The 13,783-nt window shown below is 63.3% G+C and carries 12 protein-coding genes; 8 read left to right on the plus strand and 4 right to left on the minus strand.

Features of this window, described 5'->3' with window-relative positions; genetic code table 11:
• Positions 1 to 19 precede the first annotated feature (19 nt).
• Positions 20 to 952 (minus strand): lysylphosphatidylglycerol synthase domain-containing protein, encoded by a 933-nt coding sequence (locus NKH29_RS12055; RefSeq protein WP_352999666.1) that lies wholly within the window; start codon positions 950 to 952, stop codon positions 20 to 22.
• A 327-nt stretch (positions 953 to 1,279) separates the two neighbouring features.
• On the opposite strand from NKH29_RS12055, the gene NKH29_RS12060 reads away from it, so the two are divergent.
• Together NKH29_RS12060 and NKH29_RS12065 are read left to right on the plus strand one after the other, a co-directional pair.
• Entirely contained in the window at positions 1,280 to 2,701 is a 1,422-nt protein-coding gene (locus NKH29_RS12060) for a Ppx/GppA phosphatase family protein (protein WP_352999667.1), read from the plus strand.
• The gene (locus NKH29_RS12065) at positions 2,698 to 3,408 is read left to right on the plus strand and encodes an RlmE family RNA methyltransferase (RefSeq protein WP_254817516.1); all 711 of its coding nucleotides are present in this window, start codon (positions 2,698 to 2,700) and stop codon (positions 3,406 to 3,408) included. Before NKH29_RS12060 ends, NKH29_RS12065 begins: the two co-directional genes overlap by 4 nt.
• Positions 3,409 to 3,620: 212 nt before the next feature.
• On the opposite strand, the gene NKH29_RS12070 is transcribed toward NKH29_RS12065, so the two are convergent.
• Complete coding sequence (locus tag NKH29_RS12070) at positions 3,621 to 5,042, minus strand: MFS transporter (RefSeq protein WP_352778005.1); 1,422 nt, start codon at positions 5,040 to 5,042, stop codon at positions 3,621 to 3,623.
• 295 nt (positions 5,043 to 5,337) lie between these two features.
• Here NKH29_RS12070 and guaB point away from each other — a divergent pair, with 295 nt between their 5' ends.
• From guaB to NKH29_RS12085, 3 genes are read left to right on the plus strand one after another with little or no spacing between them, the layout of a single operon-like run.
• Complete coding sequence (gene guaB / locus NKH29_RS12075; RefSeq protein WP_352458563.1) at positions 5,338 to 6,840, plus strand: IMP dehydrogenase; 1,503 nt, start codon at positions 5,338 to 5,340, stop codon at positions 6,838 to 6,840.
• A 31-nt stretch (positions 6,841 to 6,871) separates the two neighbouring features.
• Positions 6,872 to 7,411, plus strand: coding sequence for a hypothetical protein (locus NKH29_RS12080; protein ID WP_352999728.1), 540 nt, complete (start codon positions 6,872 to 6,874; stop codon positions 7,409 to 7,411).
• 28 nt (positions 7,412 to 7,439) lie between these two features.
• The gene (locus NKH29_RS12085) at positions 7,440 to 7,859 is read left to right on the plus strand and encodes an MAPEG family protein (RefSeq protein ID WP_352587814.1); all 420 of its coding nucleotides are present in this window, start codon (positions 7,440 to 7,442) and stop codon (positions 7,857 to 7,859) included.
• A gap of 12 nt (positions 7,860 to 7,871) precedes the next feature.
• On the opposite strand, the gene rnd is transcribed toward NKH29_RS12085, so the two are convergent.
• Positions 7,872 to 9,023: a ribonuclease D gene (gene rnd, locus NKH29_RS12090; RefSeq protein ID WP_023717241.1), complete on the minus strand. Its 1,152-nt coding sequence runs from the start codon at positions 9,021 to 9,023 to the stop codon at positions 7,872 to 7,874.
• 56 nt (positions 9,024 to 9,079) lie between these two features.
• Positions 9,080 to 10,342, minus strand: coding sequence for an MFS transporter (locus tag NKH29_RS12095; protein WP_352789625.1), 1,263 nt, complete (start codon positions 10,340 to 10,342; stop codon positions 9,080 to 9,082).
• Between the two features lie 257 nt (positions 10,343 to 10,599).
• Here NKH29_RS12095 and NKH29_RS12100 point away from each other — a divergent pair, with 257 nt between their 5' ends.
• The 3 genes from NKH29_RS12100 (at position 10,600) to NKH29_RS12110 (ending at position 13,653) form a co-directional block, all read left to right on the plus strand.
• Positions 10,600 to 11,868 (plus strand): ABC transporter substrate-binding protein, encoded by a 1,269-nt coding sequence (locus NKH29_RS12100; RefSeq protein ID WP_352495294.1) that lies wholly within the window; start codon positions 10,600 to 10,602, stop codon positions 11,866 to 11,868.
• Positions 11,869 to 11,936: 68 nt separating this feature from the next.
• Positions 11,937 to 12,809 carry a carbohydrate ABC transporter permease gene (locus tag NKH29_RS12105; RefSeq protein ID WP_352481315.1) on the plus strand — a complete coding sequence of 291 codons (873 nt, stop codon included), beginning with the start codon at positions 11,937 to 11,939 and terminating at the stop codon, positions 12,807 to 12,809.
• Between the two features lie 19 nt (positions 12,810 to 12,828).
• Positions 12,829 to 13,653 (plus strand): carbohydrate ABC transporter permease, encoded by an 825-nt coding sequence (locus NKH29_RS12110; protein ID WP_352495346.1) that lies wholly within the window; start codon positions 12,829 to 12,831, stop codon positions 13,651 to 13,653.
• Positions 13,654 to 13,783 lie beyond the last annotated feature (130 nt).

Below are 13,783 nucleotides of genomic sequence, written 5' to 3' on the forward strand. Positions count from 1 at the left end.
GCGCTTGCCCCCTGATGTCTCAACTCTCGCTGCGGCTGTATTGCGAGTGCTCGAAGAACAGCACCACCCCGAGTGCGATCAGCAGCGGGATGATCAGGTAGAACAGCCGGAATACCAGCAGCGCCGCCAGCACGCCGACCTGGTCCATATGCGACAAGCCGGCGAGGAACACCACCTCGAAGACGCCGAGCCCGCCTGGCGCATGCGAGATCTGCGCGATCGAGAACGACACCAAGAAGACGCCGAGCACGATGAAATAGCCGGGATTGCCGGTGGCGGGCAGGGCGAAGAAGATGATCGCCGCCGCCGCCAGCAGCTCGATCGGGCCGACCAGCAATTGCCGCGCCACGATCGGCAACGCCGGGTAATGCAGCTGAAAGCTGCCGATCCTGAGTGGTCTCAGATGCAGCCAGCTGCCGAAGACATAGGCCGCCACCACGAGCAGCATGGCGAACCCACCTGCTTGCGCCAGTCGGTGATGCGGTATGCCGGAAAACCGGTCGATCACCTCGGGCTCGAGCAGCAGGACGATGCTTGAGACGAACAGCGTCGACAGCACGAAGGTGATCCAGCAGATCGCCACCAGAATGCCGACGTCCTGCCCGGTCAGGCCCCTGGTGCCGTAGGCGCGGTAGCGGATCACCGCACCGGAAAACACCGAGCCGCCGATATTGTGCGACAGCGCGTAGGTGGTGAACGAGCAGAAGGTGACGAACAGCCACGATACTTTCTTGCCGATGTGCAGCAACGCGATGTGGTCGTATCCGGCGAGCGAGGCATAGGCGATGACCGAACTCAGCGCGGCCAGCACCCAGCCGCGCGCCGGGATGGCGATTATGCCGGCCCAGACATCGTCGAGCGAGATGCCGCGCAATTCGTGCAGCAGCAGCCACAGCGAGAACACCACCGCGGCGATGCCGATGACGGGCCAAAAATACCGCCTCCAGTTCATGGCATGACGATCATGCGTTGCAGCCCGTACCGTTTTCCGGTTCGCAGCAGGCAAACCGCCCGCGTTGCCGAATGATTTACCCTCCATTTCAGAAATGCCTCATTGAAGCCGGCTATTCAACCGGGAAGGCGCGTTGTGGCGCTCGCCTTCCCTTCTCCCAAGGGGACAAGGGCTCACCGACGTCGCCGGCTTTCATGCCGCCGGCAAAATTCGCCACGAGCACTCTTGGTGATCCGGCCCGGCGCTGATAGTCTGGTGGCAACTTGAACATGTAAAAGCGCCTGCTGCGTCCGGTCTCCGGTTCGCGCGGCGCCGGAAGGAACGACAGTGGAAGACCACGAAGCCGGCGCTGGCGCGCCGGAAGTGGGCGTGTCCAGGGGTTCGCCGACGCCGTCCGGCCAGGCAAGCCTATCCACCGGACGCTACGGCCGTCAGATGCAGTCCCGGTCGGGTAACGGACAGGCTGGCGACACGTCCCACGATCACAAGGGTCAGAACGGCCCGCATCAGAACGGCAAACCCAAGAAACGGCGCAAGCGCCGGCGCGGGCGCAAGGTTTTCGCGCGCGACGAGGCTCGTCCGGTGATATCAGGCACTTCGGTGCCCGCCGCCGGCGAGGCCCCGGCCGCTCGCCCGCCCCAGCCAGCGGCTTCGATCGCGCCCCAGTCCTCGATCGCGCAATCGGCTTCGATCGCGCAATTGCCTCCAGCCTCGCCAAGGCCGGGGCAAGGTGCCCGCACACCGCCGCCGCTGCAGGAATTACCGGTCTTTGCCGCGCTCGACCTCGGCACCAACAATTGCCGCCTGCTGGTCGCGGTGCCGACGCGTCATGGCCAGTTCCGCGTCATCGATGCGTTCTCGCGCATCGTCAGGCTGGGCGAGGGCCTTACCGCCAATGGTCGGCTCGGCGACGCCGCAATGGACCGCGCGGTCGAGGCGCTGAAGATCTGCGGTGACAAATTGCGCAACCGCAAGGTCAGGAAGGCCAGGCTGATCGCCACCGAGGCCTGCCGAACCGCCGCCAACGGCGTCGAGTTCCTCGAGCGCGTCGAGCGCGAGGCCGGCCTGAAGCTCGAGATCATCGACCGCCAGACCGAGGCGCGGCTGGCGGTGTCGGGCTGCGGCTCGCTGGTCGAGCGCGACACGCAAGGCGTCGTGCTGTTCGACATCGGCGGCGGCTCGTCCGAAATCGCGCTGATCGACCTCACCGGTCAGCGCTCGCCAAGGCTTGCCAACCATATCGTCTCGTGGACGTCGCTGCCGGTCGGCGTCGTCTCGCTGGCCGAGCGTTTTGGCGGCCGCACGGTGACGCGCGAGATCTTTGGCGCCATGGTCGAGGATGTCGCAATGCGGCTGCGCGCCTTCGACGAGCGCGACCGGCTGAGTCACCTCCTGTCCAGCCCGAAATTCCATTTGCTCGGCACATCGGGCACGGTGACGACGCTGGCCGGCGTCCATCTCGATCTCGAACGCTATGACCGCCGCCGCGTCGACGGGCTGTGGATGGATCGCGACAGCGTCGACCGCATGGTCGAAAAGCTGGTCGGCTGGGATTTCCAGCAGCGCGTCGCCAACCCTTGCATCGGCGCCGACCGCGCCGACCTGGTTCTGGCCGGCTGCGCCATATTGGAGGCGATCCGCGCCGTCTGGCCGTCGGAGCGGCTGCGTGTCGCCGACCGCGGCCTGCGCGAGGGCATATTGAGCGAATTGATGGCCGATGACGGCGTCTGGCGGCGAGGCCGGCAATGACCAAGAAACCGGAAAGACCGAGCTCTGCCGGCATTCGCGTGCTGAAGACGAAGATCAAGAAGAAAAGCGGCTTGAAGGAATCGTCGCGCCGCTGGTTGCAGCGCCACATCAACGATCCCTATGTCCAGCGCTCGAAGGCCGACGGCTATCGCTCGCGCGCCGCCTACAAGCTGATCGAGATCGACGACAAGCACCATTTGCTCAAGCCTGGCATGAAGGTGATAGACCTTGGTGCGGCACCCGGCGGTTGGTGCCAGGTCGCCGCCGCGCGTACCAAGTCGACCGCGGAACACCCTAACGTCGTCGGCATCGACTATCTCGAGATGGACGCCGTGCCGGGCGCGCCGGTGCTGCTGATGGATTTCCTCGATCCGCAGGCACCCGAAAAGCTGGCCGAGACGCTGGGCGGCCAGCCCGACATCGTGCTCTCCGACATGGCCGCACCCACCACCGGCCACAAGCGGACCGACCACATCCGCACCATGCATTTGTGCGAGGTGGCGGCCGATTTCGCGCTGTCGGTACTGAAGCCGGGCGGACATTTCCTCGCCAAGACTTTTCAGGGCGGCGCCGAAAACGAATTGCTGGCCAGGCTGAAACGGAATTTCCGCTCGGTCCATCACGTCAAGCCGCCGGCCTCGCGCGACGAATCGGTGGAGCTGTATTTGCTGGCGAAGGATTTCAAGGGCGGAAACGGCACAGCGTAAAAATCGCTCTGTAGCGATCCTTCGCACCCCCCTCTGTCCTGCCGGACATCTCCCCCTCAAGGGGGGAGATCGGATGTCATCGCGACCTTCGCAAACCTTCGACCGTGAGGAGTGAGTGCAGTGCCGAAGCTGCCAATCTCCCTCCTTGAGGGGCAGATGGTCGGCAGGCCAGAGGGGGGTGCCGTCCCGCCGGCGGTGGAGGGCGCCACTCCTCAACTCCCCGGCGGGCTCACCGGCTCCAGCGTCTTCGGCGGTGTCAACCGGCCATGTCCAGACATGGCATTGCCGGCCTCCGGCGCCAGCCGCATGAACGACAGCGAGGCTGCCGCCGACACCGCCGCTACGATGAAGAAGGCGGTGTGGAAGTCGCTCAGCGTCAGCGGGCCGCCATGGATATTGGTCGACACTTCCAGGATGCCGCCGGCCAGCGCCACGCCGAGTGCGATCGCCAACTGCTGGAACACCGCCGTGATCGGCGTGGCCTTGCTGGTGTCGGCGGCCGAAATCTCGGCGTAGGCAAGCGCATTGATGCCGGTGAAGAACATCGACCGGATGAAGCCCCCGGCGAGCAGCATGGCGAGGATCAGCCCATAGGGCGTGTCGGGTGTGAACAGGCCGTTGATGGCGATGGACGCGGCAGCGATGAGCGAGCCTGAAATCAGCACCCGGCGGAAGCCGGCGACCCTGAAGATCAGGGCAGTGACGAATTTCATGCCTATGGCGCCGATCGCCGAGACGAAGGTGATCATGCCGGACTGGAACGGCGTCAGCCCGAAACCGATCTGGAACATCAGCGGCAACAGGAAAGGTACGGCACCAATGCCGATGCGGAACAGTCCGCCGCCGAGCACCGACGAGCGGAACACCCGATTGCGAAACAGCTCGAGCGCCAGCAGCGGATTCTTGGCGCGGCGCGCGTGCAGCAGGTAAAGCACCGCCGATGCCAGCCCGACGGCAACGGTGATAAAGCCGGCAACTGGCGGCAGAGCCGGCAGGCTGACCACCGACAGGCCGAACACGATGCCCGATGCCGCCAGCCCGCTCAGCACGAAACCGATGAGATCGAGCGGCGGCGTCTGCGCGGCGTCGGTCTTCGGCAGGAAACGCGTGGCCAGCCAGATGCCGATCAGCCCGATCGGCACATTGATCAGAAAAATCCAGTGCCAGGAGAAATAGGTCGTGATGAAGCCGCCGACCGGCGGGCCGACCAGGGGGCCGACCAGAGCCGGGACAGTCAGCCACGACATGGCGGCGACGAGCTCGCTTTTCGGCGTCGCGCGTACCAGCACCAGGCGTCCGACCGGCGTCATCATGGCGCCGCCAATGCCTTGCAGGAAACGTGACACCACGAAAGCCGGCAGCGAATTGGAAATGGCGCACGCGACCGAACCGACGATGAACACGGCGATCGCGGCACGGAAGACATTCTTGGCGCCGAAGCGGTCGGCCATCCAGCCGCTGATCGGAATGAAAATCGCCAGCGATACAAGATAGGCGGTCAGCGCCAGCTTGAGCGCGATCGGGCTGGTGTGGATGTCGATGGCGATCGCCGGCAACGATGTCGCAATGACGGTCGAATCCATGTTTTCCATGAATAGAGCGACCGCCAGGATAAGCGGAATGGTGCGGTTCACGATGGATCCGGCCTTGAAATGTGCGTCGCGATTGCTTGCCGGCCCTGGGGGCCAAACCGACAGGTAGGGCGGTTATCATGGCTTGGCCCGGATGTCGCATTAATTTGCTGTCACGTTTGTGCGACCGCAAGTCTCGCAGCCCCTGGGGCAAAATGCAGCTTCGCCACTACACAACCATCGGCTTTTCAACGGCCACGGGACGTGTTACGAGCCAGCGCCAATCCTGAAAGGGAAGAAGACGAGTCGGCGCTGTCCATCCAGGGCGAGCGCCTTTCCTGCATTCCGAGGGCTGGCCATGGCAAAAATCATCGAGACGTCCACCGGCGCATTGGCGCTGACCTTTGACGACGTGCTGCTGCAGCCGGGTCATTCCGAGGTCATGCCCGGCGAGACCGACATCCGCACCCGCATCGCCGGCGACATCGACCTCAACGTGCCGATCCTGTCGGCCGCCATGGACACGGTCACAGAGGCGCGGCTCGCCATCGCCATGGCCCAGGCCGGCGGCATTGGCGTCATCCACCGCAATTTCTCGCCGGCCGAACAGGCCGAGCAGGTGCGGCAGGTGAAGAAGTTCGAGTCCGGCATGGTGGTCAACCCGGTCACCATCGGTCCCGAGGCGACGCTTGCCGATGCGCTGGGTCTGATGCGCACCTACAGCATTTCGGGCATTCCGGTGGTCGAGAACGGCGGCACCGGCGGCCACACGGTCGGCCGGCTCGTCGGCATCCTGACCAACCGCGACGTCCGCTTCGCGTCCGATCCGGCGCAAAAGGTCTATGAGCTGATGACCCGCGAGAACCTGATCACGGTTAAGGAGAACGTCGATCAGGACGAGGCCAAGCGGCTGCTCCATCAGCACCGCATCGAGAAGCTTGTTGTGGTCGATCGGGACGGCAATTGCGTCGGGCTGATCACGGTCAAGGACATCGAGAAGTCGCAGCTCAACCCGCACGCCACCAAGGATGCGCAGGGGCGCTTGCGCGCCGCCGCCGCTACCAGCGTCGGCGATGACGGTTTCGAACGGGCCGAGCGCCTCATCGACGCCGGCGTCGACCTTCTCGTGATCGACACCGCGCACGGTCATTCGCAGCGCGTTCTGGATGCGGTGACGCGGGCCAAGAAGCTGTCCAACTCGGTTCGCATCCTGGCCGGCAACGTCGCCACCGCGGAAGGCACCTTGGCGCTGATCGATGCCGGCGCCGACGCGGTCAAGGTCGGCATCGGACCAGGCTCCATCTGCACCACCCGCATCGTCGCCGGCGTCGGCGTGCCGCAGCTCTCGGCGATCATGTCGGCGGTCGAGACGGCGCAGAAATCCGGCGTTTCGGTCATTGCCGATGGCGGCATCAAATATTCAGGCGATCTCGCCAAGGCACTGGCGGCCGGCGCCAGCGCGGCGATGATCGGCTCGCTGCTGGCCGGCACGGACGAGAGCCCGGGCGAGGTCTATCTGCACCAGGGCCGCTCCTTCAAAGCCTATCGCGGCATGGGCTCGGTCGGCGCGATGGCGCGCGGCTCCGCCGATCGTTATTTCCAGGCCGAGGTGCGCGACACGCTGAAACTGGTCCCCGAGGGCATCGAAGGGCAGGTGCCGTACAAAGGACCTGTGTCTGGCGTGCTGCACCAGCTTGCAGGCGGCCTGAAAGCCGCTATGGGTTATGTCGGTGGCCGCGACCTTGCCGATTTCCGCGAGCGCGCCACTTTTGTGCGGATATCCAATGCCGGACTTCGTGAAAGCCACGCCCATGACGTCACGATTACCCGCGAAAGCCCGAATTATCCTGGCGGAGCCTGATCGCCATGCGCTTTGGCGCAATCTGGCGGCAATGATCCTGCGGCTGTCGCGCCACGCGGCCGCACTCTGTGTCGCCACCGTGGCGGTTTTCATCATCATGACGGCGATGGAGTTCCTCTATTTTCGCCGATTGAGCGGCGGTCTGCCGTCGCTCGACATGCGCTATACCGGTTTCACCCCGGATGAGGGCATGGCCTGGCTGACGGCGCTCGGCCGGCGTGGCAGCGAGATCATTCTCGTCTGGCATTACCTGACCTTCGACCTGCTGTTTCCGGCGCTGCTGTCGCTGACGATGGTCAGCCTGATCCTGGCAACGGGCCGGCGGCTGAAGAATTTCCGTGCACTGCCTGCGCAAACCCAGTCGATATTCGCAGCTGTGCTGGTGCTGCCCTACACGCTCGCCGACTATGCCCAGAACATCGCCGTGGCTCGTCTTTTGTCCGATTTCCTGTCTGCCAATCCGGATTCGCTATCCTTTGCCTCAGCGCTGATCGTCACCAAATTCGCGCTTCTGGCGGTGCCGGTGATCGTCATTGCGGCTTTCATTCTGATGGCTCAGAAACGGCCTTGAAGGCTGGGTGACAACGACAGGGGGCGTCTTGAACCAGACCGCGATCTTCTGGCCGATGCTGGCGCAGGTGCTGCTGGTCTATATCGTCTATGTCGTAATGGGCCGGCGCCGCCATGGTGCGGTCAGATCGGGCGAAGCCAAGACCGGCCAGTTCAAGACGCGCTCAACGGAGCCTGGTTCCAGCATCACCGTCGCCAACAATCTGAGCAACCAGTTCGAACTGCCGGTGCTTTTCTACGTCTTATGCCTGACGCTGCACGTGACCAATGGCGTCAATTATCTGACCTTGGCGCTGATGTGGATATTTGTCGTCTCACGCTATCTTCACGCATCGGTCCACTTGACCAGCAATCGGCTAATCCTGCGCAGCAGGGCATTCTACGTGGGCGCGGTCGTTCTCGCACTTGGCTGGATATGGCTGGCGCTGCATCTGCTCGGCTTTGTCTGAGCAAGCTCAAGCCTACAAATCGAACACGGCGATCTTGCGCTTGTCGAACCTGATCGCGAGTTCACCGCGCACCAGCCTGAGCGCGGCCTCGCCAAAGACGGCGCGCCGCCAGCCTTGCAATGCCGGCACATCGGCGTCCTCGCCCTCTGCAGCGATGCGATCGATGTCGTCACTGGAGGCGAGTACCTTCGATGCGACACCTTCCTTTTCGGCAACGATCCGCAGCAGCACCTTCAGCAACTCCGCCGCGGCGCTCGACCCCTCCGGCGGCTGGAAGCTCTTCGGCAGCTTCGGCATCTCTTCCCTGGGCAGCGCCAGGGCAGCGTTGACTGCGCCAAGCAGTGCCGTCGCCGTCGACGAGCGCTCCCAGCCCTTCGGCGTGGTACGCAGCTTGCTCAGCGCCGCCGTATCGCGCGGCGCCTGCTGCGCTACTTCGTAGATCGCATCGTCCTTGAGCACCCGGCCGCGGGGCACGTCGCGCTCGCGCGCTTCGCGTTCGCGCCAGGCGGCCACCGCCTGCACGATCGCCAGTTCCTGTGGCTTGCGCAGCCGCATCTTGAGCCGCTTCCAGGCATCCTCGGGATGCGGATCGTAGGTCTCGCGCGAGGTCAGCACGTCCATCTCCTCGTTCAGCCAGTGGGCGCGGTTTTCCCGCACCAACTCGGCGCTGAGGTGCTTGTAGACTTCGATCAGATGGGTGACGTCGGCGAGCGCGTAGTCGAGCTGCTTTTCGGACAGCGGACGATGGCGCCAGTCGGTGAAACGCGACGACTTGTCGAGCCGCGCGCCGGTGATGCGCTGCACCAGCTGGTCGTAGGAGACGCTGTCGCCGAAGCCGCAGACCATCGCCGCGACCTGGGTGTCGAACACCGGATGCGGCACCAGATCGCCGAGATGCACAATGATTTCAATGTCCTGCCGCGCCGCATGGAAGACTTTGACGATCGCCTCGTTGGCCATCAGCCTGAAGAACGGTTTCAGGTCGATGTCGGGCGACAGCGGATCGATCAGCGCCGTCACGCCGGGCGCTGCCATCTGGATCAGGCACAGGATCGGCCAGAAGGTCGTCTCGCGAATGAATTCGGTATCGACGGTGACGAATTCCGCCTTTTCGAAAGCGGCAATAACGGTCTCGAGTTCGTTCTGGGTGGTGATGACGTGCATCAAATCGCTTTTGGCAAGGATAGGGTCTCTTTCAATTTCAGCCGCGCGCGCTTTCGTCAAGCGCAAGCACCTTTATCGGGCTTTGCGGGTTCATCGGGATCGGCATTCCGCTTCGCCAACCGGGCAAAAACCGTCGATGTGCGCAACAGCGCCGTAAAACGGCTGCGATGGCTCGCCGGCACAGCAGAGCGCGCCCGCATCCGGAAAAGGATGACCGTCACGAAGATCGCATAGACGGTGGCGCTGAACACGAACAGCGCGCTCGGCCCGAAATATTGCATCACCGTCGAGGCTGCGAAGGGGCCGCCAATGGCGCCGAAGGAATAAAACAGCATCAAGGCTGCGTTGATCAGCACAAACTCGCCCTTGTCGGCGCGGTCGTTGGAATGCGCCGCCGACAACGAATAGAGCGGCATGGCAAAGCAGCCGAAGATAAAGACGAGCAGGAAGTTGAGGAACGGGCTGCCGCCTGCCACGAACGCCAGCGCCAGTGCCGCCACCATCGCACAGCACGTCGTCATCAGCAGCACCGAGCGCCGGTCCCAGCGGTCGGAGAGATAGCCAAGCGGATATTGGATGATGGCGCCGCCGAAAATGCCGACGCTGACGAAGGTGACGACGTCGGCGACCGACATGCCGATCTGCTCGGCATAGACCGGCGACAGGGTGCGGAAGGCGCTGTTGGTCACGCCGACGGCGATGCAGCCGAAGCAGCCAAGCGGCGAGATGCGCCAGACGCGTGCTAAATCGAGTTTGACGTCTTCCGGCGGCGTTGGGTTGGAGCGGTCGCCGAGCGAAACCGGCACCAGCGACACGGTGATCATCATCGACATGATGGCGAAGATGGCAAAGCCGCCAGCGCCGAAGATCGGGATCAGGAATTGGGCGCCCGTCACCGAACCGATGTCGACCATGCGGTAAATGGCAAGCACCCGCGCCCGGTCGGTGTTGGTGACGCCGGAATTCAGCCAGGCTTCCATGATGGTGAACAGGCCGGCAAAGCAGAACCCGCCGGCAAAGCGCACGGCGCACCACATCACCGGATCGATGACCAGCACCAGCAGCAGCGTTCCCGCCGAGGCGATCGCCGCCAGCGCGGAAAAGGCGCGCACATGGCCGACGGACTTCATGATGCGGGTGACGGCAAGGCAGCCGAGCAAAAAGCCGGCGAAATAGAACGTGCCCATCAGGCCGATAGAGGAAGCGGGAAAACCCTCCTGCGCACCACGCAGCGCAATCAAAGTGCTCTGCAGGCCGTTGCCGCCGAGCAGGATGCCGGCGGCGATCAGGAGCGGGATCAGCGGGCGGATGGAGGACATGAAGGAAAGCCTGTCGTTGATCCTTCTTGAACCATCGCCTTCGCCAATGCCAGCGGCAATTCCCGGAGGCGTTGGGGCCAGCCGGGGGCTGCCGCTTCGCGCCGGACGTTCCGTGTTGGGAACTCAAGGCGTATCTTTGTAGTTCAGTGCTGGTGGGCGAATGCGCGTCTTGTGAGCTGCGGGTGTGCTGAGGACGGTGTCGGGCATCGACGTCCGTTTCTGCTGCTGCCTGAAGCTCCAAAGGGAGATCCGACATCATGAAGTTTCGTTCCGCATTCGCTGGATTTGCCGTGGCCGCAGTTCTGGCGGCCGGGCCGGCGCGGGCTGTCGACCTCGCCATGGTGTCGGGCGATACCGGCAACGGCCAGAGAATCCTTCGCGAGATCCTCGATCAATACGAGAAGAAGACCGGCAACAAGGTTAGCGTGGTTCCGGTGCCGCCCTCGGGGACCGACCAGTTTAGTCAATACAGGCTGTGGCTTGCCGCTGGAAACAGCGACGTTGACGTCTATCAGACGGACGTCATTTGGGCCCCCCAGCTTGCAAAGCAGCTCGTCGACCTGACCGCGGCGACCAAGGATGTCGTCGGCGCTCATTTCCCATCGATCATCAAATCGCAGACCGTCGACGGCAAGCTCGTCGCCTTGCCGATATTCACCGACGCTCCGGCGCTCTACTACCGCAAGGATCTCCTCGACAAATACGGCGCCAAGGTCCCGACCAGCTGGGCCGAGCTTGCCGATACTGCCAAGCTTGTCATGGACAAGGAACGCGAGGGCGGCAACAAGGACATGTGGGGCTTCGTTTTCCAGGGCAACGCCTATGAGGGACTGACCTGCGATGCACTCGAATGGGTGAAGTCGAACGGCGGTGGTCAGATCATCGAGCCGGACGGCACGATCTCCATCAATAATCCGCAAGCAGCCGCGGCGCTGGAAATGGCGAGGAGCTGGGTGGGAACCATCTCGCCTCCCGGCATTCTGGCCTATCAGGAAGAAGAGTCGCGCGGTGTCTGGCAGACCGGCAACGCCGTCTTCATGCGCAACTGGCCCTACGCCTATGCGCTTGGCAACAGCGAAAGCTCCCCCATCAAGGGCAAGTTCGAGGTGACGACGCTGCCGTCCGGGTCGGGTGAGGGCGCCCGCCCGGCAGCAACGCTTGGCGGCTGGAATCTTGCGGTTTCCAAATATTCGAAGAACCCGGCCGCAGCCGTCGAGCTGGTCAAATGGATCGCTTCGCCTCAGATGCAGAAGTACCGCGCCTTGAAGGGGGCATATCTGCCGACCATTCAGGCGCTCTATGACGATGCCGACATCGCCAGCGCCCAGCCGGTTATCCCGCGCTGGAAGGAAGTTGTCCTCAACGCGGTGCCGCGTCCCTCGGCCCAGGCCAAGACCAGGTACAATGAGGCATCGAGCGAGTTCTGGACCGCCGTCCACAACACCATGTCCGGCGAGGGCACGGCCGCCGACAACCTTGCCGATCTGGAGTTCTCCTTGACCAGGCTCAAGGGCACCGCCTGGTGACCTCGCCGCGCTCAGGCTCGCTGCTGGCGCGTCAGCGTGTGCGCTCGGCATGGCTGCTGCTTGCCCCGATGCTCATCGTGCTCGCCGCCGTTGCCGGCTGGCCGTTGATGCGCACGATCTATTTCGGCTTCACCGATGCCTCGCTCGCCGACCTCGAAGCCCGCCGCTGGGTTGGCTTCGCCAACTATTTCTCCGTCCTGCAAATGCCGAGCGGCCGCGTCATCTATGACGGGCTGCTCGCCGATCCGGTCTGGTGGCGCGCCGTCTGGAATACGGTGCGCTTCGCGGTGATTTCGGTAACCTGCGAGACGGTGCTCGGCATGATCGTCGCGCTGGTGCTCAACACCAAGTTTCGCGGCCGCGGCATCGTACGCGCCGCGATTCTAATCCCTTGGGCCATCCCGACGATCGTCTCGGCGAAAATGTGGCAGTGGATGCTCAATGACCAGTTCGGCATCATCAACGACGTCCTTCTCAAGCTCGGCCTGATCGGCACCAAGATAGCCTGGACGGCCAGCGCCGACACTGCCATGGTCGCCATCCTCATTGTCGACATCTGGAAGGCGACCCCGTTCATGGCGCTTCTCATTCTCGCCGGCCTCCAGATGCTTCCACAAGAAATCTATGAGGTCGCCAAGCTCGACGGCGTCGGCGCATGGAAAGTTTTCTGGAAGATCACCTTGCCGCTCATCCGGCCGGCGTTGATGGTGGCCATGATCTTCCGCGGTCTCGATGCGCTGCGCATCTTCGACCTGATCTACGTGCTCACGCCAAACAATATCCACACCAAGTCGATGTCGGTGTTTGCCCGCGAGAGCCTGTTTGAGTTCGACAAGTTTGCCTACGGCTCCGCCGCCTCGACGCTGCTCTTCCTCATCCTCGCTCTGCTGACCATGCTCGTTCTGTGGCTCGGCCGGATAAGACTGGACAAGGACTATTGATCATGTGGGGCTGCTGACCATGTGGATCGTCAAGCGCACGGCTTTCTACCTCCTCGTCGCCGTTATTGTCGTCGTCGCGGTATTCCCGTTTTACTACGCCATCGTCACCAGCCTGAAATCAGGGACGGCGCTCTTCCAGATCGACTATTGGCCGAAGACGATTACCTTCAGCAATTACAAGACCGTTTTCACCGAAGGGACCTTCCTGCGCAACCTCGTGAACTCGCTGTTCATCTCGAGCGCCGTTGTCGTCATTTCGCTGTTCCTCGGCGTCACCGCCGCCTATGCCCTGGCGCGCATCCGCTTCCGCGGCCGCTCGGCTCTGCTCCTCATTATCCTGTCCGTCTCTATGTTCCCGCAATTGGCGGTGCTTGCCGGGCTTTTCGAGCTGATCCGGGCCTTCGGCCTCTACAATTCGCCGTTCGCGCTGATCTTGTCCTATATGATCTTCACCTTGCCGTTCACCGTCTGGGTGCTCACCGCCTTCGTTCGCGACCTGCCGATCGAGCTGGAGGAAGCGGCGATCCTCGACGGCGCCACGCCCTGGATCATCATCAGCCGCGTTTTCCTGCCGCTGATGTGGCCGGCGCTGGCGACCACCGGGCTTCTCGCCTTCATCGGTGCGTGGAACGAATTTCTGTTCGCGCTTACGTTTACCTCCAACAACGAGCAGCGAACCGTGCCGGTCGCCATCGCGCTGCTCTCCGGCAGCTCGCAGTTCGAGATCCCGTGGGGCAACATCATGGCCGCATCGGTGATCGTCACCGTGCCGCTCGTCATCCTCGTCCTGATCTTCCAGCGCAAGATCATCTCCGGCCTCACCGCAGGCGGGGTCAAGGGATGAGGTGCATAATTGAACTGCTGGACAGAGCAGCGAACTCGGATTAACGCCTCTGGCATAAATTGATGCCGGTGGGACAGGGGCGGGAAGAACGCGAACTCGTCCCGGGCGCCGCTTGCCTTGACAAATGCAC

It is taken from the genome of Mesorhizobium sp. M1295 (assembly GCF_040318135.1).
Taxonomy (GTDB): domain Bacteria; phylum Pseudomonadota; class Alphaproteobacteria; order Rhizobiales; family Rhizobiaceae; genus Mesorhizobium.